This window comes from Paenibacillus sp. GCM10012306, assembly GCF_042649265.1.
Classification (GTDB): Bacteria; Bacillota; Bacilli; order Paenibacillales; family Paenibacillaceae; genus Paenibacillus_AQ.
The window spans coordinates 39,432-63,603 of sequence record NZ_JBHRYW010000018.1 but is presented as its reverse complement, the minus strand read 5'-3'; the positions used below and the strand labels follow the sequence as shown (position 1 = coordinate 63,603).

The window sequence follows — 24,172 nt, the reverse complement described above, 5'->3', positions numbered from 1 at the left end:
GCGTACCGTTGAGGGTACGCGGTTTTTTTAACGTTTATATTAAATTAGCTTTAACGTTTATATTAAATCAGTTGTAAACCTCATACGGAGCATGGTCCCCCCCAATTCTGTTCCCCTACATTATTCGTAAATTCCATCTATATAGAACGTATTACAATAACAAACAAAGCCTAGAACAAAGAGAGTTCATAATAATGACATCCGAAGTGTAAATAACGGCATTTTTGTACCTTAAATAGTCTGCAACTAGGGGTTAATGGAAATTAAGTGCAATATTGTACGTTAAATCTTCCACATTAGCCCTTTTGGTGTACTTTCGTCAAAATAGGCTACAATAATGCCCTTATTTTTGTTATTTACCTCTTCTCAGGAAAAATAAGGTACAAAAATGCTCTTATATTCGTCTCAACTAAAAAATTTAATTTGAGGGAGAGGATTGAAGGGGGAAGTTGGATCTGTAGTAGTGATAGCATCCACCTAAAAGCTTTCGGAAGGAAAACTCGCATCCGTAAGCATGGGCTCTCCGGATTTTATCCGCGAATGGCAGTACAATCCCAACAAATCTGGGGATAACAGCGGCTGGAAGTCCAACATTTTCAGGAATGACAAATTTTTGGCCTTGTGAACATCCTAAGTTCAATCTATATAGGTTTACGATTATCGAACAGCTTTCGCCTATACATCTCTACTTATCCGCTAAAAAGTTATTTTTTTCACTTTGTGACTGCAATCACCATGGTGCATGTTCTCCTATGCTAATCTGATTGTGAGAAGAGTTCTCAGTGAGGGGGAGTACACATGGAAAAGGTACTGAAGCTGGATGAATCCATCTTCGAATTGGTGGGCAGACATCCCGAGGTGATGGAGATTATGGCGGAGCTGGGATTTCGCGATATTGCCAAGCCGGGCATGCTGCAGACAGCCGGCCGTTTCATGACCCTATCTAAGGGAATCAAGTTGAAGAAAATGGACCCTGATACCGTTAAGCTGGCTTTTGAGCAGCGGGGGTTCAAGGTTCTGGAATAGAAGCTCCGCCGACTAACCCTATTATAGACAAGGAGAGAATCCAATGAGCGAACTGATCAATAACCGTGAAGTCACAGTGCCGGAACAGACCCATCGTCAAGCGATGTTAAAGGAGATCATCAAGGAGCTGCATGCTGGAAAAAGTGTAGAGGAGGTCAAAGCCCGCTTCGAAGAAGCGGTTGGCGATGTGACGGTAGCCGAAATTTCCGCGTTGGAGCATGCGCTGATGACAGAGGAGGGCATTCCGGTCTCCGAGGTGCAGCGTCTGTGTTCTGTGCATACAGCGATCTTTAAAGGCTCTATTCAGGACATTCACCGTTCCTCGAAGCCGGAGGAGCAGCCGGGACACCCTGTGCATACGTTCAAGCTGGAGAACCGTGAGGTGGAAAAGCTCCTGAACTTCCGGCTGTCCCTGCACGCTGATAAATTTGCCAGACAGGATAGCGAAGAGATAATCTACAAGCTGCTGGAAGACCTCAGTTTGCTATTGGATCTCGATAAGCATTACAGCCGTAAGGAAAATCTATTGTTTCCCTATCTAGAGAAATACGGGATCTATGGTCCGACCAAAGTGATGTGGGGCGTCGATGACGGCATCCGCAGCTTGATTAAATCTGCCAAGGCGCAGCTAAGTCCTTATCAGGGAAATCAGAAGGAGGTTAGTGAGCTGCTGGCAGAGATCATCCAGGAAGTTAATGAGATGATATTTAAGGAAGAAAATATTCTATTCCCTATGGCGCTCGATAAACTGACTGAAGATGAATGGGTGAAAATTGCCCGGGAAAGCGATGAAATTGGCTTTTGCCTGACCTTCCCAGAGCAGGAATGGATCCCAGAGCGTGTTCCTGAGCCGGAGGGAGCAGCACTATCTGCAACTGCAGAAGTAGCTGGGGACGCCATGCAGGGTTTTATCCGCTTTGAGACTGGACTGTTGTCACTTCATCAACTGGAGACCGTGCTCAATCATTTGCCGGTGGACCTGACTTTTATCGATGAGAACGATGTGGTGCGATACTTCTCGCACGGCAAGGAGCGTATTTTCGCCCGGACCAAAGCCGTTATCGGCCGCACTGTTCAGAACTGCCATCCGCCGCAAAGCGTGCATGTAGTAGAGAAGCTGCTGGAAGATTTCAAGGCGGGTCGCAAGGATGCCGAGGATTTCTGGATTGCGATCAAGGACAAATTCATCTATATCCGTTATTTTGCTGTGCGGGATAAGGAAGGTAATTATATGGGTACTCTAGAGTTTACGCAGAATATTGCTCCTATTCGAGCACTAGAGGGGCAGAAACGCATTTTATCGGAGTAACATCAGCATTGCGAGTGGATTATAATAGACCAGGGAGTCCTGGTAGCCGAATATATGACTCTCTTCCCTAATGGGCAGGGAGTCTTTTTTACTAATATAGAATCTACAGGCGATATATAACAAAAAGCCGGGTGTGTCGCCTTTCCTTGACCGCAGGGAGGGCTTCTATTATAGTGGGTACGTAGGATTAACTATTTTAGTATAGAAAAAGGTGGCTTGTTACATGTCTGAAAATATCTACGTTGGCGTGGATTTGGGCGGAACCGCAATCAAGGTTGGAATCTGCAATGCCGAGGGGCACCTGCTGCATACTTATGAAGGTCCGACAGGGACCCAAGAAGGCGTCGATACGGTTATCGATAATATCGAAAAGTACGTACGTCAGATCGTTGAAGACTCTCCATACACTTGGGACCAGCTTGCCGGTGTGGGAGCAGGGGTGGCCGGGTTCACAAATATCCGTGAGGGAATCATCATTCTTGCGCCGAACATAGGTTTTCGGGATGTGCCGATCCGTGCCATTCTGGAGGAGCGTTTAAACAAGCCTGTCAAAATAGACAACGATGCCAATGTGGCAGCTCTTGGCGAAGCATGGAGCGGTGCGGGACGCGGTGTAGAGAATTGCGTTTGCTATACTCTCGGAACCGGTGTCGGCGGCGGCATTATCATTAACGGTAAGATTTATCAAGGCTTCGCAGGCCTCGCGGGTGAACTGGGTCACATCTCGGTTGTGCCGGATCTGGAAGCTATTCAATGCGGTTGCGGCAAGCTGGGTTGTCTGGAAACCGTTTCCTCGGCAACAGGAATTATTCGTATGGCCAATGATGCTGTTGCACGTGGTGACCGTACGTCCCTGTCCATGGTGGAGAAAATCGCTGCCAAGGAAGTATTCGATGCGGCAAAAGCTGGCGACGAAGTGGCAATCCGCATCGTCAATCGCGCTGCTTACTATCTGGGCAAGTCCATGGCTGCTGTAGCGGCTGTGCTTAACCCTGAGAGCTTTATTGTTGGCGGAGGCGTGTCCAAGGCCGGAGATATTCTATTTGATGAGGTTCGCCGGGTATTCGCTAAGCTGGCACCTGAACCGCTTCAGGGTGGCGTAAGCATTATCCCTGCCGAGCTGGGTAATGATGCTGGTATTGTTGGCGCCGCAGGCTTGCTGCTTCGCTCTTAGATTTGTTCTCGAAGGACCGTCTTTATTCATATAATATCCGAGTAGGAGGGGACGCTTGATGACGGAATTGGAGGAAGCTCCGACCGGAGGAGCCACCCTGATCATCATTACAGGTATGTCGGGTGCGGGCAAGACGATTGCTGTTCAGAGTCTGGAAGATCTAGGCTTCTTCTGTGTCGATAATTTGCCCCCCGTACTGATCCCGAAATTTGCAGAGCTGATCGAGCAATCTAAAGGCAAGATCGCCAAGGTCGCGCTCGTCATCGATTTGCGGGGACGGGAGTTCTTCACGGCCCTGTCTGAGTCGCTCAGTTTTATTAAAGAACAGTTTACCATCGGCTGCGAGATTTTGTTCCTCGACGCTACCGATTCCGTACTTGTCCAGCGTTACAAGGAAAGCCGGCGCCGGCATCCGCTTGCCCCGAAGGGTATGCCGCTTGATGGCATCAAGCTGGAGCGTAAAATGCTGGATGAGCTGAAGAGTTCAGCGACCCAGTACCTGGATACCAGCAGCATGAAGCCAGCACAGTTGAAGGAGAAGATTGTATCTCGTTTTTCCCACCTTGGAAAAAGCACTCTCTCCGTCAACATTACATCGTTTGGCTTTAAGTACGGAATACCCATTGATGCAGACCTCGTTTTCGATGTCCGCTTTCTGCCCAACCCGCATTATGTGGACCACCTGCGCCCTCATACAGGCCAAGATAGTGATGTCTACGAATACGTAATGAAATGGCCTGAAACGCAGGCGTTCCTGACCAAACTGCTCGATATGCTTCATTTTCTGATTCCCCAGTACCGCAAAGAAGGCAAATCCCAGATTATTATTGGCATTGGCTGTACCGGCGGCAAGCACCGTTCGGTAGCGATATCGGAATACCTGGGTAAAATGCTGGGAGTCAGCGAGACGGAATCCGTCACAGTCAGTCACCGTGATTCCGAGCGTGATCGGCATTAACGAGAGAAGGGATCAATAGTGGTTGAAGAACAAAGACAGCGTCCCAAAATCGTCGTAATGGGCGGCGGGACAGGGTTGTCTGTAATGCTTCGCGGTTTGAAGGAAAAGCCGCTTGATATAACGGCTATCGTTACGGTAGCCGACGATGGGGGCAGTTCCGGCATTCTGCGGAGTGAGCTGCAGATGCCCCCTCCAGGCGATATCCGCAACGTCCTCACGGCGATGGCGGATGTGGAGCCGCTGATGGCGGATATCATGCGATACCGCTTCAGCAACGGTGAGGGGCTTGCCGGGCATAGCCTCGGCAACCTGATTCTGGCGGCGCTCACCGATATCTCCGGTGACTTCGTCACCGCGGTCCGTGAGCTAAGCCGATTGTTCGCGGTACGCGGACGGGTGCTGCCGGCCGCGGGTGATGCGGTTGTGCTGCATGCCGAAATGGCGGATGGCAGCATCATCACCGGCGAGTCGAAGATTCCGGAGGCCGGTGGTGTCATCAAGCGGGTGTTCCTGGAGCCCGCCAATGTGGAACCGCTGCCCGAAGCGCTGCAGGCCATTGAAGAGGCAGATGCCATTCTTCTTGGACCGGGCAGCCTCTACACCAGCATTCTGCCGAACTTACTCGTGCCTAAGCTTGCCGAGGCGGTCGTGAATTCGAATGCGATCAAGATTTTTGTCTGCAATGTCATGACTCAGCCCGGGGAGACGGATAACTACACCGTGAGTGACCACCTCCAGGCTGTCTATGATCATATTGGTCTACATCTGTTCGATTACGTCATCGTGAATGATGGCGAAATTCCAGAGCAGGTCCAGAGTAAATACGCTGAAAAGGGCGCGCGGCCGGTACAGCTCGATCAGGAGGCCCTGGAAAGCAATCGTTATAAGGTGATTGCCGACAAACTTGTATTATTTCGGACGTATTTAAGGCATGATACGGATAAGCTAAGCCATCACATTTACCAGCTTGTACAGGACTGGATGACCAGAAAGCCTGTCAGCAACGGATCAAGCCCCGAGGCTTAGGTTCAGTTGTCCGTGGAATTTCCCCGGGTGGTAACAAAGTGATATCATGAAAGAGGTGAGATTCTTGTCTTTTGCGGCATTAACCAAAAAAGAGCTGACGATGGTGGAGAGCCAGCCCTGCTGTGAGAAAGCGGAAATGTCAGCCCTGATCCGGATGAACGGTTCGGTGCAGCTTTCGAGCAAAAAGGTGGTTCTTGACATCTCGACGGAGAACGCCGCGATTGCAAGACGGGTATATTCTTTGCTTAAGAAATATTACCAGGTCCATATCGAGCTGCTCGTGCGTAAAAAAATGCGTTTGAAGAAGAATAATGTCTATATCGTTCGCATCCCTAGCCACGTGCAGGAGATCTTGAATGATCTAAGAATCGTCTCCGAGGGCTTTATTTTCACAGATGGGATTGATCATGAGATTGTCGCCAAGAATTGCTGCAAGCGGGCTTATCTGCGCGGAGCATTCATGGCCGGCGGTTCGGTCAACAACCCGGAGGGGTCCTCTTACCATCTGGAGATTGCTTCAATGTATGAGGAGCACTGCAAGGCGCTGGTGGATCTTGCAGGTGAATTTCACCTGAATGCTCGCTGCATTGAGCGTAAGAAGGGCTTCATTCTGTACATCAAGGAAGGCGAGAAAATCATCGAATTCCTTAGCTTGATTGGGGCGCACCAAGCTTTGTTCAAATTCGAGGATGTGCGGATTATGCGCGACATGCGTAATTCGGTCAACCGGATCGTGAACTGCGAGACGGCTAATTTGAACAAAACCATTAGTGCCGCCGTGCGGCAGATTGAGAATATCAAGCTGCTGCAGCGGGAAGTTGGGCTGCAGAGCCTGCCGGATAAGCTGCGTGAAGTAGCAGAAATACGGCTGGCGCATCCGGATATCAACCTCAAGGAGGTTGGTGAGATGCTGAAGGGAACGGTCAGCAAATCGGGCGTAAACCACCGATTACGGAAGATTGATGAGCTGGCTGATAAGGTAAGAGGCGGCTAGGTATTTTTTTTCTAGTGCGGAATAAGTAATAATGATATAATATTATAAAATTTAATGTGAAATTTTTGGGCAGATCTCAATTAGGGGGTAAGTGTTTCATGACAAAGCACCCGGTAGTTGTACGGCTGAAGACGGGTCTCCATGCTCGGCCGGCAGCATTGTTCGTGCAAGAAGCCAACAAGTTTTCGTCGGAGATTTTCGTGGAAAAAGACGATAAAAAAGTAAACGCTAAGAGTATTATGGGTATCATGAGTCTGGCGATCAGTTCCGGCACGGAGATTTATATTAGCGCAGATGGCGCTGATGCGGATCAAGCTGTAACCGCTTTGACCAGTTTGGTGAGCAAGGAAGAGCTCGAGAACCAATAATTGTAAGGCCTTACTTTATATCCGCAGGACCAAAAGCCCCCTTGTGGGCTTTTTTTCATACTTAAAACTATAAATTTAAATTTATTAAACTATCTATAATGGGGTGCAAAGTTATGGCGAAGAATGTAAGGTTGGTATCGCCTAATTCTGAGTATCAAGGGGCCTATCTGGAGTTTTACCAGGAATGGGTGGATAGTGGGGAAGATATCGTTCCTTGGGTTGTAGAGAAGGACCCTAACGATTTTGCAGCGATGCTGCTCTTTCTGGAAGAGAACCGATTAGGCCTAGGTCTACCGGAAGGATGGGTGGCGAATTCAACGTTCTGGCTCGTGACCGAGGAGGGACAAGTTGTTGGCGCCGTTAATATTAGGCATACTTTAACTGAACAGGGTCTGCTTGTGAGTGGGCATATCGGCTATGGGATCAGACCTACGGCCAGACGCAAGGGATATGCAACAGAGTTGCTAAAGCAGGCATTGGTGAAAGCCCAGGAACTTGGCATTGATAAAGCATTGGTGCTTTGTGATGCAGTAAATACAGGATCGGCGAAGACGATTGCAAATAACGACGGTGCGGAAGATGAGCCATACACTGAAGAAGATGGGAATGTCGTCCGTCGCTTCTGGATTCAGACCTAAGGATTATTATGCATGAAGTCTGGAACAACCAATAAATATTTTTGTGCTCAGGCATAAAACGATGCAACATTTGCCAACCCGTCCCGTCTAAAGGGTACCAACTAATCAAGAAGGCTGAAAGGGGATAGCAAACATGAATAAATTAGCTAAATCATTTGGAACAGTAATGCTGGCAGGGAGTTTGTTGATTGGAGGTAGTGCGTTGAGCGCTGTATTCCAGGGGACTGCCACGGCTTATGCGGATGAAGTACAGAAGAATGTCGTGAATGTAGTCGGCAAAGGGGAATTGTCTATCAAGCCGGATATCGTCTATCTGTCCATCGCTGTAGACACCTCAGCAGCAACAGCGCAGGAAGCACAGAAAACAAACGCAGCCAAGATCCAAAAAATCACTACACTGCTGAAGGGCACTTGGAAGATTGCGGATAAGGACATTCAAAGCACCCAGTTCTATGTACAGCCAAATTACACTTACAGTGAGAAAGAAGGACAGCAGGTAAAGGGCTACAACGCTAATCATACATTGGTGGTTGCCTATCGTGATCTGGCAAAAGTAGGAGAGTTGTTGGATGCTGCTTCCGCTGCAGGCGCTAACAATATCGGCAATGCACGTTTTGCAGTAGAGGACAGCGCTGCTTTTGAAGCACAGGTTATTGAAAAAGCAATGGCTAACGCCGATGTTAAAGCTGGTGCGATTGCCAAGGCCTCTAAGCGCAGCCTGGGTCAGGTGATCAGTGTTAGCCAAAACGACCTTGGTAGCCAGCCAGTGTTCTTCGATCAAACTTTAAAAGCGATGGCCGCTTCGGCAGATGCCTCTGGCAACACATCCGTGCAGCCGGGAGAAGTTAAAGTGACTACTCAGCTTAATGTAACCTATGAATTGAAATAAATCAGCAGTCCCGTAATGAATAACGACAGTCTGTAATCAATGAAGGGGCCATCTCCTACCGCGTGAGCGAAGGAGGTGGCCTCTTTTTGCTGCGGATATTCCGGATACTCAATAGAAAAGGTGCGAAATCTCTCATTTTGTTTAATGAAATGTAATAACACTCACTATAATGCTGCTAATTTACTAAGGAATTGTAAAGAGAATTGTAACGACTGGATCTGGCGGGTTCTCTATAATTAGAGGAGTGGAAATGACTCGGAGGACGATGCTTCTCTCTTGGTAATGTTCCAAAGGATACATCATGATCTTGGAGGGAGAAATGACAATGAGTAAAATAGCGATGAAAAATGGTCGAAAATGGGGCGTGGGCCTGCTGGCGGCGGGGCTGCTGCTGAGCGGAGGCGTGCTGCCAGTACATACTAGCTTTGCTGCACCTGCGGTGAAGAATCCGAGTAAAGCGGACACGGTGGCTGTTCTGAAATGGAATGGTGTCCTTACACAGCAGACAGGGATCGTTCGATCTGGCGAGGTCTTTGTACCAGTAACTTTTCTGCGTGATGTCGTGAAGCTTCCGGTGAGCTACAGTCAGACGGACAGTGCCTATACGATTGGAAAAGGCAGTGCACAGACGAAGCTTCTGGTCTCCTCGTATGGGGTCTCCATCACGGTGAATAACTTTTTTATTAGGGAGTATGAAGGTCTAAACGTCAATAACCGGCTTTATGTTCCACTGGGTCTCCTGACTGACTATATGGGTTATAAAGGCGATTGGAACGCTCCTTCCGGCCGCCTAAACCTTATGGTCAGCCCGCAGAATGCGTTAAAAATCACCTCAGCGAACTATGCCAAGGGTAGTGAGGATGAAGGGGCAGTCATCAACCTCGATTACCCGCAAATAAGTGGGCTGGCTAATGCTGATGCGCAACAGAAAATTAATGCTGCACTCAAGCAGTCGACCATGAGATTTGCGGCTGGGGCCGAAGCGGACATTGCAGACAGGGACGAAGAGAGTCGTCCTTATGAATATGATGCAGGATATGTTGTGACCTACAATCAGAACGGCGTACTGAGCTTGCTGTTGAACCAGTACGGCTATACTGGAGGTGCGCATGGCATGTCTTATCGTCAGGCCTTTACCTTCTCCTTGAAGGATGGGAAACAGCTGCTCCTGCGTGATCTGTTCGGCGCTAATCCCAATTACAAGAAAGACCTGAATACCAAGCTGAGCCAGCGATTCAAAGCAGATGAAGGTTATTTTGGCGGGTTCACAGGCCTGAATACTGAGCAAAGTTACTATTTGAAAGACGGCAAGGTCGTTATCTTTTTCCAACTTTATGAATACACTCCATACGCTGCCGGATTCCCTGAATTCACCTTCACTTTTAAGGAATTGTTGCCAAATGGGAGTAGCCCGTTTTCCGCTTTAAAATAACCTCGGGACATCTTCCAGTTACCTAATCTATGTGAGACTCATATGCTGAATAGAGGTCTAGCACAGAGCGGGGAGGGAGAGTTATGGGTTTTCAGTATACGGCGATAGGCGATTCTCTGACGACGGGTTTTGGCGCGTTGCCGGGCAATGGATTCGTGCCAGTATACCGCAGAACGGCGGAATCCCGGCTAGGCGCCTTCGTGGCTTCGTCCAATCTGGGTGTCAATGGAATGACTACGGCCGACCTGGAGCAGCAGCTTCGCAGAAGCAACGGATTTCGTCAGTCGGTGCGGGAAGCGGACATTATTACAATGTCCATCGGCGGGAATGATTTGATCCATGCCGCGAAATCTGGAGGAGGTCCCTCGGGGATTTCACCCCGGGTTTTGCAAAAATCACTGCAGGAATGCCGGGAGAACTTTGCCGGAATTATGTCTTCGCTTAGACAATTGAAGGCGGGTACACGGGAGCCTTATATTATAAGAATAGTGGGATTGTATAATCCCTACCCTCAGATAGCGGAGGCGACAGCGTGGGTACGCCAGTTCAACCAGTATGCTTCTGGCTATAGCAGTCGGGTGGTTGGATTTGCTTCGATCTATGGTGATTTTGCTGGTAACGAGCGGAGCCTACTATCCATTGACCATCTCCATCCCAATGGACGGGGATACCGGGTGATTGCGAACAAGCTGGATGGGCTGCGGTACGGGATGCTGTACTGAGTAACTGGTGCAGGTGTTGTTAAAGGTTGTTTACTTAAAACGATGAGTTCCAAGCGTGTAAAGTTCGATACGTTAAAAAAAGCCCCTGAATCTGCATCGCGGATCCAGGGGCTTTTGCATGCTCGGAGAATTAAACTCCAGGTACCAGTGTCTTCTCAATCACCTTATCGACAATACCGTATTCGGCAGCATCAGCAGCGCTCATGAAGTAGTCACGATCTGTATCTTTCTCGATACGCTCCAGCGGCTGGCCAGTACGCTCAGACAGAATACGGTTCAGCTTGTCACGCAGCTTCAGGATGCGGCGGGCGCGGATTTCGATATCCGTTGCCTGTCCCTGAGCTCCGCCCAGCGGCTGGTGAATCATGATCTCGCTGTTCGGAAGCGCAAAACGCTTGCCCTTGGCGCCAGCGTTGAGCAGGAACGCTCCCATGGAAGCAGCCATGCCCACACAAATGGTGGAAACGTCAGGCTTAATGTATTGCATTGTATCAAATATAGCCATACCAGCAGTGATTGATCCGCCAGGACTGTTCACATAGAGGTGAATATCCTTCTCCGGGTCCTCAGCTGCTAGGAACAGCATTTGGGCGATGATGGAATTGGCCACCACGTCATTAACCTCCGTTCCGAGGAAAATGATGCGGTCCTTCAGCAAGCGGGAATAGATGTCATAAGCGCGTTCACCGCGGTTGCTCTGTTCTACTACCATTGGGATATAACTCACGTGGAAAACCTCCTTGGTATTGGCTCTTCGAATGTGTTCATTTGTTACTCTTACCGTAATAACCACATGATAAACAAATTCAAACAAAAAGTCAAAGAAAGTCAAACTTAGTTGCAAAAAAAAGAGCCACATCATGGCACTTTGGTTAAAAACAATATAGAACTCACAATTGAAGCTATTAAAAATAGTGGCGCGCCCGCCAAGAATCGAACTTGGATCTCAGGCTTCGGAGGCCTACGTCATATCCATTGGACCACGGGCGCAACAGAAATTATTATAATACAAGAAGATTACAATTGCAATGTATTAATATCAAAGCGTTGAAATCTTTCTTTTAGCGGGTCTTATGAAAATCGTACAAGCCCGTCCACCCTGCGGATTATCCAGCAAAAGAGGGGGGTAAAGCCCTTACATCCCGTGATATATGTATAAGATGAAAAGAGGTTGTGAATTCTACTCTCGGAAGACTTGCGCTTCGCTCGAAATTTGGTTAGAATATGGGTGGGACTTAAAAAGTTAACCCGGGACGTTTTAAGACCATGAACGAGGGAATAGAGAAAGACGAAGTTGCAGGAGTGAAAGCATGCGTAATTTATTGGAAATCCAAAAGCAGCTTCTGCCTGATCTCATGGAAACCCTTAAGAGACGGTACACGATTCTTCATCAGATCATGTTGTCCGATATTATCGGGCGCAGAACGCTGGCCGCTTCCCTGGATATGACGGAGCGGGTGCTGCGAGCCGAGACGGATCTTCTGAAATCGCAAGGGCTCATCGAGATCGAGAGCGTAGGCATGCGCATTAGCGATGCCGGTCGCAGACTGCTTGACCTGCTGGAGCCGATCGCCAAGAGCCTGTTTGGCCTAGATGATCTGGAAGAGAAAATCCGCACAACCTATGGTCTTAGTAAAGTTATTATAGTACCGGGTGACTGCGAATCGTCACCTTTCACCAAACGTGAGCTTGGACGCGCTGGCGCCAAGGCGCTACTCGGTGTATTGCGTTCAGACGATACTATTGCCGTCACAGGCGGCTCAACGCTAGCCGAGATGGCCGATCAGTTGTCCCCCCCGCTATCCCATTCCTATAAGGACGCCTGGTTTGTACCGGCGCGTGGAGGGCTGGGAGAGAGTATGGAGATTCAGGCTAACACGATCGCATCTACGATGGCCAAACGGGTAGGCGCGAATTACCGGCTGCTGCATGTACCGGACCTGCTCAGCGAGGATGCTTTTCAGTCCCTTGCGCTGGACTCCAATATTGGAGAGATCGTTGGCATCATCCGCCGCTCACGGATCATCGTGCACGGTATCGGTGACGCCCTGGAGATGACCCGCCGCCGTAATCTGGATGAAGCCACAGTGGCCGAAATTCAGGGAGAAGGAGCGGTAGCCGAGTCTTTCGGTTATTACTTCAATGAAGAGGGCAAGGTGGTTCACACCATGCTCACCATGGGACTGCGTCTGGAGGATATCATGCGGACGGAAGTCGTCGTCGGAATTGCCGGCGGCAAACGTAAGGCCAAAGCCATCCATGCGATGCTTCGTTTCGGGCAAGAGGATATTCTGATTACCGATGAGGCCGCTGCGGTGGAGATTGGTAGAGAAATCGACAGTGAAATACAGCTTCCTTTATAGTTTTACAGAAAATGGGGAGCAACGTTAATTATTTTGCATTATACTTAATATTGTTGTCTTGACAAGCTTTACGGCTTGTCTTGAATAAATAAAAAGAAATCTAGGAGGAACTATTCAATGAGTGTAAAAGTAGGTATTAACGGTTTTGGACGTATTGGCCGCCTTGCTTTCCGCCGTATTCAAAATGTAGAAGGTATCGAAGTGGTAGCAATCAATGACTTGACTGACGCTAAGATGCTTGCTCATTTGCTTAAATATGATACAACTCAAGGCACTTTCAAAGGCGATGTTGAAGTGCATGATGGATTCTTCAAAGTAAACGGTAAAGAAGTTAAGGTTCTTGCGAACCGCAACCCAGAAGAATTGCCTTGGGGCGACCTTGGCGTTGACATCGTACTGGAGTGCACAGGCTTCTTCACAACTAAAGAAGCAGCTGAGAAGCACCTTAAAGGCGGAGCTAAGAAAGTAGTTATCTCTGCTCCAGCTACTGGCGACATGAAAACTGTCGTTTACAACGTTAACCATGACATCCTTGATGGTACTGAAACTGTTATCTCCGGTGCTTCTTGCACAACGAACTGCCTAGCTCCAATGGCTAAAGTTCTGAACGACAAGTTCGGTATCGTTGAAGGTTTGATGACTACTATCCACGCTTACACTGGCGACCAAAACACTTTGGATGCTCCACACTCCAAAGGTGACTTCAGACGCGCTCGTGCAGCAGCTGAGAACATCATCCCTAACACTACCGGTGCTGCTAAAGCAATCGGTCTGGTTATTCCAGAACTGAAAGGCAAACTTGACGGTGCGGCTCAACGCGTTCCAGTAGCTACAGGTTCCCTGACTGAGCTGGTAACTGTACTTGAGAAGAACGTAACTGTTGAAGAGCTGAACGCAGCAATGAAAGAAGCTTCCGATCCAGAAACTTACGGCTACACTGAAGATGAAATCGTATCTTCCGACATTAAGGGCATCACTTTCGGTTCCCTGTTCGATGCTACACAAACTAAAGTATTGACTGTTGGCGACAAACAACTGGTTAAAACTGTTGCTTGGTATGACAACGAAATGTCCTACACTGCTCAATTGGTTCGTACTTTGGAGCACTTCGCAAAAATCGCTAAGTAATATCACTTTTATATAAGCATTATCTATAGAGCGGAAACAGATGTTCCTTGTTTCCGCTCTTTCTAAATGCATTCCTTGTAATTCCTGTTCGGATAAACTATGGGTGTGGAGGAAACTGTCATGAACAAAAAAAGTGTACGTGATGTAGAAGTAAAGGGTAAACGCGTATTCGTGCGCGTCGATTTCAATGTTCCTGTAGAAGATGGTAAGATTACAGATGATACTCGTATCCGTGAAACGCTACCTACGATTAAATACTTGATCGAGAACGGTGCAAAGGTCATTCTGGCCAGCCATATGGGCCGTCCTAAAGGTCAATTCGTAGATTCCATGCGTTTGACAGTTGCTGCTGAGCGTCTGTCCGAGCTGCTCGGCAAACCAGTGGCAAAAGCAGATGAAGCGATTGGTGAAGCTGTTAAAGCTAAAATCGCTGAGCTTGGCGAAGGCGATGTTCTCGTTCTTGAGAACGTTCGTTTCTACCCTGGTGAAGAGAAGAACGATCCTGAACTGGCGAAGCAGTTCGCAGAACTGGCTGACCTGTTCGTGAATGACGCTTTCGGCGCGGCTCACCGTGCACATGCATCCACAGAAGGTATCGCTCACTTCCTGCCAGCGGTATCGGGTCTACTTATGGAGAAAGAATTGTCCGTACTTGGTAAAGCATTGTCCAATCCGGAACGTCCTTTCACTGCCATCATCGGCGGTTCCAAGGTAAAAGACAAAATCGACGTAATCGACAACCTGCTGACTCTGGCTGACAATGTCCTGATCGGTGGCGGCTTGTCCTACACCTTCACTAAAGCATTGGGCTATGAAATCGGTATTTCCCTGGTGGACAACGAGAAACTGGATGTTGCTCTTGGATTCATCGAGAAAGCAAAAGCACTTGGCAAGAACTTCTTGCTGCCAGTTGACGTTGTAGTAGCCGACAAATTCGGTGCTGATGCCAACACTAAGATTGTTCCTTTCAATGAAATTCCAGAAGGCTGGGAAGGTCTTGATATCGGACCGAAAACTCGTGAAATCTATGCAGATGTAATCAAAAACTCCAAGCTGGTTGTATGGAATGGTCCTATGGGCGTATTCGAAATCGACAAGTTTGCTGAAGGTACACTCGCAGTAGCTAATGCTTGCGCAACTACAGAAGGTTACACTGTAATCGGCGGTGGTGATTCCGCAGCGGCAGCAGAGAAATTCCATCTGGCTGACAAAATGGATCACATCTCCACTGGCGGTGGCGCATCCCTGGAGTTCATGGAAGGCAAGGCTCTTCCTGGCGTAGAAGCACTTAACGATAAGTAAGACGTAGAAGGAGGCAACCAAGCCATGAGAACACCTATTATCGCCGGCAACTGGAAAATGTTCAAAACTGTTCCGGAAGCGGAAAGCTTTATCGCAGACATCAAAGGCAAAGCAGAAGTAGAAGGCGTAGAGACTGTAATCTGCGCTCCATTCACTAACCTGCCTGCTTTGGTAGCAGCAGTAAAAGGTACTAACATCAAGATTGGCGCACAAAACCTGCACTTCGAAGATAACGGAGCTTACACAGGCGAGATCAGCGGCGTAATGCTTAGCGATCTTGGTGTGGATTATGTTATCATCGGCCACTCCGAGCGTCGTGCTTACTTTGGCGAGACAGACGAAATCGTGAACAAGAAGCTGCACGCAGCATTCCGTCACGGCATTACTCCAATCGTATGTGTAGGCGAAAAGCTCGAAGAGCGTGAAGCTGACCAAACCAAAGACGTTTGTAAAGTTCAAACTGAAGCTGCATTCCAAGGCCTTAGCGCTGAGCAAGCAGCTAAAGTGGTTATCGCTTATGAGCCAATCTGGGCGATTGGTACCGGTAAATCTTCAACTTCCCAGGACGCTAATGAAGTTATTGCCTACATCCGCAGCCTTGTAAAAGGTCTGTACGATGAAGCAACAGCTGATGCAGTTCGCATTCAATACGGCGGCAGTGTGAAGCCTGAGAATGTAACGGAGTACTTGGGTCAAAGCGACATCGACGGCGCACTCGTCGGCGGTGCCAGTCTGCAACCTGATTCCTTCGTGGCCCTGGTTGAGGGGGCGAAGTAATAATGTCAGCACCAAGACCTGTAGCGTTAATTATCATGGACGGTTTCGGTCTGCGCGGCACGGATGAAGGCAACGCTGTTGCCCAAGCCAACAAGCCGAACTACGACCGTTACCTGAAACAATATCCGAACACCACGCTAACCGCTTGCGGTGAAGCTGTGGGTCTGCCGGAAGGACAAATGGGTAACTCTGAAGTGGGTCACCTTAATATTGGTGCCGGCCGGATTGTATACCAGGATCTTACCCGTATTGACAAGTCGATTCGTGACGGAGAATTCTTCGATAACGAGACGCTTGTTGCGGCTGTAAGAAACGCCAAATCAACCGGTAAAAAGCTTCATCTGTACGCGCTTGTATCCGACGGAGGGGTACATAGCCATATTCAACACTTGTTCGCGATGCTTGATCTGGCGAAGAAGGAAGATATGCACGACGTGTACATCCATGCCTTCATGGATGGCCGCGACGTAGCGCCTGACAGTGGTAAGAAGTTCATTACGGACCTTCTGGCCAAGATCGAAGAAGTTGGTGTAGGCCATATCGCTACCGTATCCGGACGTTACTTCGCGATGGACCGCGACAAACGTTGGGAACGGGTAGAGAAGACTTACCGTGCCATGGTGTATGGTGAAGGTCCGAAATACACCGACGCACTGCAAGCGATCACCGCTTCCTACGAGAATTCCGTCTTTGACGAATTCGTAGAGCCAAGTGTAATCGTGGACAGCGAAGGCAAGCCTCTGACAACGGTAGAAAGTGGCGATTCCGTCGTATTCCTTAACTTCCGTCCAGACCGTGCTATTCAACTGTCGCAAGTATTCACCAATGCGGATTTCCGCGGCTTCGATCGGGGCCCGTTGTTCCCGCAAAACCTGCATTTCGTATGCCTAACGACATTCAGCGAAACGGTGCAAGGATACGTAGCCTACGCACCGAAGAACCTGGATAATACGCTAGGTGAAGTGCTGGTACAGAATAACAAGAAGCAATTGCGTATTGCAGAGACTGAAAAGTATCCGCACGTAACCTTCTTCTTCAGCGGCGGCCGCGATGAAGAGCTTCCTGGGGAGACCCGTATTCTGATTAACTCGCCGAAGGTAGCAACCTATGACTTGAAGCCGGAGATGAGCGCATACGAAGTGGCTGCAGCCTGCGTAGCGGAGATCGAAGCGGACAGACAAGATGCTATTATTCTGAACTTCGCCAATCCTGATATGGTTGGACACTCCGGTATGCTGGAGCCGACCATCAAGGCTGTTGAAGTAACAGATGAGTGCGTAGGTAAGGTAGTAGATGCGGTTGTTGCCAAGGGCGGCGTAGCGATTATTATCGCTGACCACGGTAATGCGGATATGGTGTTTGACGAGGAAGGTCGTCCGTTCACGGCACACACTACTAATCCTGTACCGTTCATCCTCACCGATGAAAATGTTGTATTGCGCGATTCCGGCATCTTGGCGGATGTAGCACCAACTATTCTGGATTTGATGGGCCTTCCGCAACCTGCGGAAATGACCGGACAATCCATGATTGCCAGCCGTAAGTAAGCTTCATTCGGCGCTGGAACGTTTAATAAAGCAAGATTAAGACTATACCAACGATAAAAGGAGATTAACTAACATGACTATTATTTCTGACGTATATGCTCGCGAAGTCCTTGACTCCCGTGGTAACCCTACTGTTGAGGTTGACGTTTACCTTGAATCCGGCGCTAAAGGCCGCGCTATCGTTCCTTCCGGTGCTTCCACTGGTGCACACGAAGCTGTAGAACTTCGTGATGGCGACAAATCCCGTTTCCTCGGCAAAGGTGTTCTGAAAGCTGTTGAGAACGTAAATGAAATCATCGCTCCAGAAGTTATCGGTATGGACGCTCTTGACCAACTGGGTATCGACAAATTGATGATCGCCCTTGATGGTACTCCTAACAAAGGTAAACTCGGCGCTAACGCTATCTTGGCAGTATCCATGGCTGTAGCTCGCGCAGCTGCTGATGCTTTGGATGTACCTTTGTATGTATACCTTGGCGGATTCAACGCTAAAGCTCTTCCAGTACCAATGATGAACATCATCAACGGTGGTGAGCATGCTGACAACAACATCGACGTTCAAGAGTTCATGGTTCTTCCTGTAGGCGCTCCAAGCTTCAAAGAAGCTCTTCGCGTTGGTGCAGAAATCTTCCACAACCTGAAATCCGTACTTAGCTCCAAAGGTCTGAACACAGCTGTTGGTGACGAAGGTGGTTTCGCGCCGAACCTTGGTTCGAACGAAGAAGCAATCACTACAATCATCGAAGCGATCGAAAAAGCAGGTTACAAACCAGGTGTTGACGTATTCCTGGGTATGGACGTTGCTTCCACTGAGTTCTACAAAGACGGTAAATACACACTTGCTGGCGAAGGTAAATCTTACACTTCCGCTGAGTATGTTGACCTTCTTGCTTCTTGGGTTGATAAATACCCAATCATCACCATCGAAGACGGTATGTCCGAAGACGACTGGGATGGTTGGAAATTGCTTACTGAAAAATTGGGCGACAAAGTTCAATTGGTTGGTGACGACTTGTTCGTTACAAACACTGAGCGTCTTGCAACAGGTATCGAAAAAGGTATCGGTAACTCCATCTTGGTTAAGGTTAACCAAATTGGTACATTGACTGAAACTTTCGATGCTATCGAAATGGCTAAACGCGCTGGTTACACAGCAGTTATCTCTCACCGTTCCGGTGAATCCGAAGATAGCACCATCGCTGATATCGCAGTTGCGACTAACGCTGGCCAAATCAAAACAGGTGCTCCTTCCCGTACAGACCGTGTTGCTAAATACAACCAATTGCTTCGCATCGAAGATGAGTTGGGTGAATTGGCTCAATACAACGGCCTGAAATCCTTCTACAACCTTAAAAGATAATTCACTTCTCTTGTAGAGGTGTACAGTAGACCTGCCGCTTTCGGCAGGTCTTTTTTTCGTTAGAGAGTGGTCATAGGACGTTAGTGCGAAGTCATTTTCCATAGACGTGGCTGTGTAGGGAAAATGTCTCTGACGCTTCACACGTTAACTTGCTGCAAATCGCCGGATTTCCAAGGAACTTATGGTCTTACTGGTTGTATTACCCCGGTTGTTATGATAAAATAAAAATGCTGTTTAAGATTCGTGAGTCCTAAATGCCTATAGATTATGGATGCTTAGACGTAGGAGGTGGAAGTGAATGGATATCTTTTTGAAAGTATTGCTCCTTGTTTTTTCGATCGGTCTGATTGCGGTCGTTCTTCTGCAAAAGGGGAAAAGCGCAGGTCTTTCCGGTGCCATCTCCGGCGGTGCTGAGCATCTTTTCGGTAAAACAAAGGCACGTGGTATGGAACTCGTACTGCAACGTGTAACAGTTGGTCTGGCAGCTGGATTCTTCATCATGGCAATCCTTGTTGCTGTGTTTGTTGACTAGACTTCTTATAATGTAAATGCAAAGCCTTGGCTCTCTTCTGAATGGAACAGAGCGAAGGCTTTTTTGTTGTATATTTGAATTTTTTGTCCCGACTTAACGTCCAGATTACAGTTCTAGGGATGCCGAGGATTGATTTCGTGTATACTAGGGTATGAAGTAGGTAAAGGTAAATTTTACTTGCGGCATATTTATCCTAAGGGACAAGCCATACATATATGCCAGCGGCTACGGAGCCGCGGAGGGCCGAGGTGAAGGAACAGATGATAACACAGGAAATACTACTTGATTTTATGCGTGAAACAGCCTACAAACCGATGACTTACGACGAACTGGTGAGCCATTTCGCTCTGGAAGATAGCAACGAGTTCAAAGCGTTCGAGGAGCTGCTGATTGCCCTGGAACAGGACGGCCGGATGGTGCTGACCCGCCATGGCCGCTACGGCGTGCCGGAGCGGATGGATCTGTTGCGCGGACGACTGCAAGCACATGCCAAGGGCTTTGCTTTTCTCATCCCCGATGATCGGGAACATCCTGACGTATATATTCATGCGAACGATCTTAAGGGAGCCATGAACGGCGACATCGTACTGGTGCGCGTTAGCTCCAAGAGTCCGTCCGGTGGACGGATGGAAGGTGAGGTTGTACGGATTGTCAGAAGAGGTGTGCTACAGACTGTAGGTGTATTTCAAAGTCTGGATGCCTATGGTTTCGTGCTGCCTGATGATAAACGGATTAACCGGGATATTTTTATTCCCAGGGAGTCCTTCAATGGGGCGGTGGACGGCGAGAAAGTCGTTGTACGCATTGTGAATTATCCAGAGGGCCGTTCGGCAGCAGAAGGGGAAATTATCGAAATTCTCGGGCATAAGGATGATCCGGGCATCGATATTTTGTCCGTTATCCGGAAGCATCAATTGCCAGAGGCTTTCCCGGAGGAGGTTATGGCGGAAGCAAACGCTGCTCCAGATGCCATTACCGAAGAAGAGATCATTCAGCAAGGACGGCGCGATCTGCGGGGTCTGAACATCGTTACCATTGACGGTGAGGATGCGAAGGACCTTGATGACGCAGTCAACGTAGAGCGGCTCCCGAACGGAAACTATAAGCTGGGCGTACACATTGCGGACGTCGGCTACTATGTACGTGAGAGCTCAGAGCTAGATAAAGAAGCGTATGACCGCGGATGCAGCGTGTATTTGGTGGATCGGGTCATTCCAATGCTCCCGCACCGACTGTCGAACGGGATTTGCAGCTTGAATCCGCAGGTGGATCGTCTGACGATGTCCTGTGAGATGGAGTTCAACGAGCATATGAAGGTTGTGAAGCATGATGTCTTCACGAGCGTTATTCGTACTAAAGAGCGGATGACTTATAAAAATGTTCGCAGAATTCTGGAAGAGGAAGATCCTGAGCTGCTGGAGCGTTACAGTCCGCTGATTGAAGACTTCCGCCTCATGAAAGAGCTAGCCATGAAGCTGCGTGATGCACGGATGCGGCGCGGGGCAGTGGACTTCGACTTTGAAGAGAGCAAGATCATTGTTGATGAGAACGGCAAGGCTGTAGATATTGTAAAACGGGAACGTTCTGTCGCCGAGCAAATTATCGAAGAATTCATGCTGGCAGCCAATGAGACGGTGGCTGAGCATTTCCACTGGCTGAAGGTTCCTTTCCTGTACCGGATTCACGAAGATCCGGACCCGGAGAAGCTGCAGAACTTTATGGCTTTTGCAGCCAACTTCGGTCATCATGTCAAAGGTCGGGGCAACTCTGTTCACCCGCGTGCGCTGCAGAACCTCCTGGAGGAGATTCGCGGTACGAAAGAACAGACGGTCATTAGCACGATGATGCTTCGTTCGATGAAGCAGGCCAAATATGATGCAGAAAGTACAGGTCACTTCGGCCTTGCCGCGGAATACTACTCCCACTTCACCTCGCCAATTCGCCGTTATCCCGATCTGGTCATTCACCGGGTGATGCGTGAGGTGATTGAAGGCGGCGGTGTGCTGACTCCGAAGAGACAGGAATACCTAGCTACCCGGATGCCAGACATTGCTCAGCAGTCTTCTGAGCGTGAACGCGTTGCTGTAGAGGCCGAGCGGGATACGGAGCAGCTTAAGAAAGCTGAGTACATGCAGGATAAGGTGGGCGAGGAATTCGACGCCATGATCAGCAGTGTGACCAGCTTCGGGATGTTCATCGAGCTGGAAAATACCGTCGAAGGTCTCATTCGCCTCAGTGCGCTGACGGATGATTATTACCACTTCGACGAAGCCCATATGGCGCTCATCGGTGAGCGCACCTCCAAGGTGTTCCGTATCGGCGATGAGGTGAAGATTCGGGTCGCCCGTGTGAACATGGACGACCACACGATCGACTTCGAGCTCGTCGATATGAAGCCGCGCGCGGCAGGCGAGCGCCGCAGCGGTGGTTTTAGCGGTGGCCGCGGCGGCAAGGGCGGCCGCCCAGGCGGGTTCAACAAGCCGGGCAGCGGTAAGGCCGGCGGTGGTAAGGGCCGTGGCGGCAAAGGCAAGCCCGGCTCAGGTGCCGATGCTGGCAGAGCTGGCAAAGGCAAGGGCGCGGGTGTTACGGCCGATGCTGGCAAGGCCGGAAAAGGGAAGACAGGCGCGGCGGGTGCACGCGCCTGGGAAATGCCGCGCGGTGCTGAAAGCGGCGCGGCTGGCGGTGGCCGCGGCAAGCGCAAACGCGGCGGCCGAGGGGCCGGCGAGGATGCGAGCCGGGCAGCAGCGGTGCTCGCTCCCGGCGTGAGCGCGGGTGCAGAGCGCAGCGACGGCGCCGAGCGCACCGCTGGCGGCGCGAAGGAGCAGGGCCGAAGTGGAGGCATCAACTTCAGCTTCGGCTCCGGCAAGGGCGGCTACAGCGCGCCAGGCAGCGGCCATGATCGCAACGGCCGCAGCGATTTCCGCGGCGTGGACAGCAGCACGAAGTTCCGCAGCCGGGAGGATCGCGGCGCAAGTGCAGGTTCCGAAGGCAAAGGACGCCGCAAGAAAAAAAACAAGGGCGGCGTGTTCATCGGACAAGCCGTGACCCCGGGCAACGTGGAAACCTCGGAGCTGGCAGCCTCTAAACGTAGCGGTAAAGATGGCGCGAGCAAGAGCCGGAAGAAGAAAAAGAAATAGATCGCAGCGCAATAAGCTGCTGAATAGGTATTTATTAAGACGCTGTTCTCTGTTTGCAGGGAACGGCGTTCTTTTTTCAGTAGCAGAAACGCAGTTGGTTATCTGAAGGGTCTTGGCGCAGTAATGAAGCTCGATATCATGCTCCTAAGTCACAAAGATAGGTAAATTCCAAAATGCAAAGACTCGTAAAAAATAGATTAGAGACTCCCTGCCAACTTCCTTGCGTTCCGTGGATTCCATTTGTTACAATATAATTCTGATATTCTGATAATCGTGCTTTTGAACAAGAAAGCGATAGCGGTTATTTTAAACTTATGAAATATGATTCAAGGAGTGATTCTCATGGGTAAAAAGGCAGACGGGAAAGTGCTCGCCCAGAACAAAAAAGCATCCCATGATTATTTTATCGAGGACACCTTTGAGGCTGGAATGGTGCTGACGGGAACAGAGATCAAATCGCTTCGTAACGGCCGCGCCAATATTGGGGATGCTTTCGCTACGATTCGTAACGGTGAGATTCACATTCACAATATGCATATCAGCCCTTTTGAACAGGGCAACCGTTCCAATCCTGATGATCCTACCCGTACACGTAAGCTATTGATGCATAAAGCACAGATTCACAAGCTGCTTGGTCTGTCGAAGCAAGATGGCTACTCCATCGTGCCGCTGAAGATCTATGTGCGCAATGGCTATGCGAAGCTGTTAATTGGCCTTGGTAAAGGTAAGAAGCAATTTGACAAGCGTGATTCTGCAGCTAAAAGAGATGCACAACGCGATATTCAACGTGCACTGCGTGAGAAGCAGAAGATTGCCAGATAGTCTCGTTGGTACGTTGTTTGCAGCAGTTCCAGTTTAAACCTTCAATTCCTTTAACCTACGTGTTAAAGTGTTGATAAATGTGATATACTGTGTAAGTAAAGTAATTGATTCGCTTCTAAACAGTCTTCTGATAAAGAAGCTGTGGATTGGATCTCTCTTGCTGAATGATCCGCTTAATCCGAAGCGCCCTTTTTAATGAGGGGCCGTTCTTGGATTCGACGGGGGTAGTTCGAGCATGAGCAGCGAGTAGTGGGGACGCGTCCGCTTCATCAACGCTAAAGCCTATTAAACGGCAAACAACAAAACAACTACGCTTTCGCAGCTTAATAACCTGTGTGCGTGCTTCTACCCTGCATCGCCCATGTGACAGGGATAGGGGCTAACTAGTAGTGGGATACGCCGCTTGGTCTCCGCCTGGGGTCAACGGAAGAAGATAATCAGGCTGACCCAACGTATAGCCGGTTACGGGGCGATACTCGGGTGACATCAAAACTGTGACTACACTCGTAGAAACTTATGTGCCGTTATCTTCGGACAGGGGTTCGACTCCCCTCGGCTCCATATGGAGTATTAGAAAAAGCGACCCACTAAGGTCGCTTTTTTATTTTCGCGTATTCTACAGAAAACTCTCTGGAAGTCAATCTTATTGGTTGGCATAGTATCTGCGT

At 49.2% G+C, this 24,172-nt stretch carries 21 protein-coding genes, 1 tRNA gene and 1 other RNA gene; 21 read left to right on the top strand and 2 right to left on the bottom strand.

Features of this window, described 5'->3' with window-relative positions:
• Nucleotides 1-798 precede the first annotated feature (798 nt).
• The 11 genes from ACFORK_RS26885 (at nucleotide 799) to ACFORK_RS26835 (ending at nucleotide 10,536) form a co-directional block, all read left to right on the top strand.
• The gene (locus ACFORK_RS26885) at nucleotides 799-1,026 is read left to right on the top strand and encodes a DUF1858 domain-containing protein (protein ID WP_379204942.1); all 228 of its coding nucleotides are present in this window, start codon (nucleotides 799-801) and stop codon (nucleotides 1,024-1,026) included.
• A 43-nt stretch (nucleotides 1,027-1,069) separates the two neighbouring features.
• Nucleotides 1,070-2,335: a DUF438 domain-containing protein gene (locus ACFORK_RS26880; protein WP_379204939.1), complete on the top strand. Its 1,266-nt coding sequence runs from the start codon at nucleotides 1,070-1,072 to the stop codon at nucleotides 2,333-2,335.
• A 223-nt stretch (nucleotides 2,336-2,558) separates the two neighbouring features.
• A complete protein-coding gene (locus tag ACFORK_RS26875; protein WP_379204936.1) occupies nucleotides 2,559-3,509 on the top strand; it encodes an ROK family glucokinase in 951 nt (316 codons plus the stop codon).
• A gap of 58 nt (nucleotides 3,510-3,567) precedes the next feature.
• Nucleotides 3,568-4,467, top strand: a complete 900-nt coding sequence (rapZ, locus tag ACFORK_RS26870; protein WP_066375696.1) for an RNase adapter RapZ — start codon at nucleotides 3,568-3,570, stop codon at nucleotides 4,465-4,467.
• Nucleotides 4,468-4,524: 57 nt separating this feature from the next.
• The gene (locus ACFORK_RS26865; protein ID WP_379204991.1) at nucleotides 4,525-5,493 is read left to right on the top strand and encodes a gluconeogenesis factor YvcK family protein; all 969 of its coding nucleotides are present in this window, start codon (nucleotides 4,525-4,527) and stop codon (nucleotides 5,491-5,493) included.
• A gap of 64 nt (nucleotides 5,494-5,557) precedes the next feature.
• Nucleotides 5,558-6,487, top strand: coding sequence for a DNA-binding protein WhiA (gene whiA / locus ACFORK_RS26860; RefSeq protein ID WP_175369961.1), 930 nt, complete (start codon nucleotides 5,558-5,560; stop codon nucleotides 6,485-6,487).
• A 98-nt stretch (nucleotides 6,488-6,585) separates the two neighbouring features.
• Nucleotides 6,586-6,855, top strand: coding sequence for an HPr family phosphocarrier protein (locus ACFORK_RS26855; protein ID WP_019914358.1), 270 nt, complete (start codon nucleotides 6,586-6,588; stop codon nucleotides 6,853-6,855).
• A gap of 113 nt (nucleotides 6,856-6,968) precedes the next feature.
• On the top strand, nucleotides 6,969-7,493 hold the full coding sequence (locus ACFORK_RS26850) for a GNAT family N-acetyltransferase (RefSeq protein ID WP_379204933.1): 525 nt from the start codon (nucleotides 6,969-6,971) through the stop codon (nucleotides 7,491-7,493).
• A 133-nt stretch (nucleotides 7,494-7,626) separates the two neighbouring features.
• A complete protein-coding gene (locus ACFORK_RS26845) occupies nucleotides 7,627-8,382 on the top strand; it encodes an SIMPL domain-containing protein (protein ID WP_379204930.1) in 756 nt (251 codons plus the stop codon).
• A gap of 325 nt (nucleotides 8,383-8,707) precedes the next feature.
• Nucleotides 8,708-9,814: a PdaC/SigV domain-containing protein gene (locus tag ACFORK_RS26840; protein ID WP_379204928.1), complete on the top strand. Its 1,107-nt coding sequence runs from the start codon at nucleotides 8,708-8,710 to the stop codon at nucleotides 9,812-9,814.
• A gap of 83 nt (nucleotides 9,815-9,897) precedes the next feature.
• Nucleotides 9,898-10,536, top strand: a complete 639-nt coding sequence (locus ACFORK_RS26835; protein WP_379204926.1) for a GDSL-type esterase/lipase family protein — start codon at nucleotides 9,898-9,900, stop codon at nucleotides 10,534-10,536.
• A 130-nt stretch (nucleotides 10,537-10,666) separates the two neighbouring features.
• Here ACFORK_RS26835 and clpP read toward each other — a convergent pair whose 3' ends face one another.
• Both clpP and ACFORK_RS26825 read right to left on the bottom strand, forming a co-directional pair.
• Complete coding sequence (gene clpP, locus ACFORK_RS26830; protein ID WP_175369966.1) at nucleotides 10,667-11,263, bottom strand: ATP-dependent Clp endopeptidase proteolytic subunit ClpP; 597 nt, start codon at nucleotides 11,261-11,263, stop codon at nucleotides 10,667-10,669.
• Nucleotides 11,264-11,451: 188 nt separating this feature from the next.
• A tRNA-Arg gene (locus ACFORK_RS26825) sits at nucleotides 11,452-11,526 on the bottom strand.
• 320 nt (nucleotides 11,527-11,846) lie between these two features.
• Here ACFORK_RS26825 and ACFORK_RS26820 point away from each other — a divergent pair.
• From ACFORK_RS26820 to ssrA, 10 genes are all read left to right on the top strand, one after another.
• Nucleotides 11,847-12,899 carry a sugar-binding transcriptional regulator gene (locus ACFORK_RS26820; RefSeq protein ID WP_379204923.1) on the top strand — a complete coding sequence of 351 codons (1,053 nt, stop codon included), beginning with the start codon at nucleotides 11,847-11,849 and terminating at the stop codon, nucleotides 12,897-12,899.
• A gap of 117 nt (nucleotides 12,900-13,016) precedes the next feature.
• Complete coding sequence (gene gap, locus ACFORK_RS26815) at nucleotides 13,017-14,027, top strand: type I glyceraldehyde-3-phosphate dehydrogenase (protein ID WP_379204921.1); 1,011 nt, start codon at nucleotides 13,017-13,019, stop codon at nucleotides 14,025-14,027.
• Between the two features lie 120 nt (nucleotides 14,028-14,147).
• Nucleotides 14,148-15,329 carry a phosphoglycerate kinase gene (locus tag ACFORK_RS26810; RefSeq protein WP_379204919.1) on the top strand — a complete coding sequence of 394 codons (1,182 nt, stop codon included), beginning with the start codon at nucleotides 14,148-14,150 and terminating at the stop codon, nucleotides 15,327-15,329.
• Nucleotides 15,330-15,353: 24 nt separating this feature from the next.
• Nucleotides 15,354-16,106 (top strand): triose-phosphate isomerase, encoded by a 753-nt coding sequence (gene tpiA / locus ACFORK_RS26805; protein ID WP_379204917.1) that lies wholly within the window; start codon nucleotides 15,354-15,356, stop codon nucleotides 16,104-16,106.
• A 2-nt stretch (nucleotides 16,107-16,108) separates the two neighbouring features.
• Nucleotides 16,109-17,653, top strand: a complete 1,545-nt coding sequence (gpmI, locus tag ACFORK_RS26800) for a 2,3-bisphosphoglycerate-independent phosphoglycerate mutase (RefSeq protein ID WP_379204915.1) — start codon at nucleotides 16,109-16,111, stop codon at nucleotides 17,651-17,653.
• A gap of 73 nt (nucleotides 17,654-17,726) precedes the next feature.
• Nucleotides 17,727-19,013 (top strand): phosphopyruvate hydratase, encoded by a 1,287-nt coding sequence (gene eno / locus ACFORK_RS26795; protein ID WP_379204912.1) that lies wholly within the window; start codon nucleotides 17,727-17,729, stop codon nucleotides 19,011-19,013.
• A gap of 298 nt (nucleotides 19,014-19,311) precedes the next feature.
• The gene (secG, locus tag ACFORK_RS26790) at nucleotides 19,312-19,545 is read left to right on the top strand and encodes a preprotein translocase subunit SecG (RefSeq protein WP_066375641.1); all 234 of its coding nucleotides are present in this window, start codon (nucleotides 19,312-19,314) and stop codon (nucleotides 19,543-19,545) included.
• A gap of 260 nt (nucleotides 19,546-19,805) precedes the next feature.
• Nucleotides 19,806-22,682 (top strand): ribonuclease R, encoded by a 2,877-nt coding sequence (rnr, locus tag ACFORK_RS26785; protein WP_379204909.1) that lies wholly within the window; start codon nucleotides 19,806-19,808, stop codon nucleotides 22,680-22,682.
• Between the two features lie 342 nt (nucleotides 22,683-23,024).
• The gene (gene smpB / locus ACFORK_RS26780; protein ID WP_379204906.1) at nucleotides 23,025-23,504 is read left to right on the top strand and encodes an SsrA-binding protein SmpB; all 480 of its coding nucleotides are present in this window, start codon (nucleotides 23,025-23,027) and stop codon (nucleotides 23,502-23,504) included.
• A 199-nt stretch (nucleotides 23,505-23,703) separates the two neighbouring features.
• Nucleotides 23,704-24,068: a transfer-messenger RNA gene (gene ssrA, locus ACFORK_RS26775) on the top strand.
• Nucleotides 24,069-24,172 lie beyond the last annotated feature (104 nt).

Excerpts from the sequence above, each read along its gene's own strand:
- ACFORK_RS26885 (WP_379204942.1), top strand. The coding sequence starts at position 799 with ATGGAAAAGGTACTGAAGCTGGATGAATCCATCTTCGAATTGGTGGGC.
- ACFORK_RS26880 (WP_379204939.1), top strand. The coding sequence starts at position 1,070 with ATGAGCGAACTGATCAATAACCGTGAAGTCACAGTGCCGGAACAGACC.
- ACFORK_RS26875 (WP_379204936.1), top strand. The coding sequence starts at position 2,559 with ATGTCTGAAAATATCTACGTTGGCGTGGATTTGGGCGGAACCGCAATC.
- rapZ (WP_066375696.1), top strand. The coding sequence starts at position 3,568 with ATGACGGAATTGGAGGAAGCTCCGACCGGAGGAGCCACCCTGATCATC.
- ACFORK_RS26865 (WP_379204991.1), top strand. The coding sequence starts at position 4,525 with ATGGGCGGCGGGACAGGGTTGTCTGTAATGCTTCGCGGTTTGAAGGAA.
- ACFORK_RS26855 (WP_019914358.1), top strand. The coding sequence starts at position 6,586 with ATGACAAAGCACCCGGTAGTTGTACGGCTGAAGACGGGTCTCCATGCT.
- ACFORK_RS26850 (WP_379204933.1), top strand. The coding sequence starts at position 6,969 with ATGGCGAAGAATGTAAGGTTGGTATCGCCTAATTCTGAGTATCAAGGG.
- ACFORK_RS26845 (WP_379204930.1), top strand. The coding sequence starts at position 7,627 with ATGAATAAATTAGCTAAATCATTTGGAACAGTAATGCTGGCAGGGAGT.
- ACFORK_RS26840 (WP_379204928.1), top strand. The coding sequence starts at position 8,708 with ATGAGTAAAATAGCGATGAAAAATGGTCGAAAATGGGGCGTGGGCCTG.
- ACFORK_RS26835 (WP_379204926.1), top strand. The coding sequence starts at position 9,898 with ATGGGTTTTCAGTATACGGCGATAGGCGATTCTCTGACGACGGGTTTT.
- ACFORK_RS26820 (WP_379204923.1), top strand. The coding sequence starts at position 11,847 with ATGCGTAATTTATTGGAAATCCAAAAGCAGCTTCTGCCTGATCTCATG.
- gap (WP_379204921.1), top strand. The coding sequence starts at position 13,017 with ATGAGTGTAAAAGTAGGTATTAACGGTTTTGGACGTATTGGCCGCCTT.
- ACFORK_RS26810 (WP_379204919.1), top strand. The coding sequence starts at position 14,148 with ATGAACAAAAAAAGTGTACGTGATGTAGAAGTAAAGGGTAAACGCGTA.
- tpiA (WP_379204917.1), top strand. The coding sequence starts at position 15,354 with ATGAGAACACCTATTATCGCCGGCAACTGGAAAATGTTCAAAACTGTT.
- gpmI (WP_379204915.1), top strand. The coding sequence starts at position 16,109 with ATGTCAGCACCAAGACCTGTAGCGTTAATTATCATGGACGGTTTCGGT.
- eno (WP_379204912.1), top strand. The coding sequence starts at position 17,727 with ATGACTATTATTTCTGACGTATATGCTCGCGAAGTCCTTGACTCCCGT.
- secG (WP_066375641.1), top strand. The coding sequence starts at position 19,312 with ATGGATATCTTTTTGAAAGTATTGCTCCTTGTTTTTTCGATCGGTCTG.
- rnr (WP_379204909.1), top strand. The coding sequence starts at position 19,806 with ATGATAACACAGGAAATACTACTTGATTTTATGCGTGAAACAGCCTAC.
- smpB (WP_379204906.1), top strand. The coding sequence starts at position 23,025 with ATGGGTAAAAAGGCAGACGGGAAAGTGCTCGCCCAGAACAAAAAAGCA.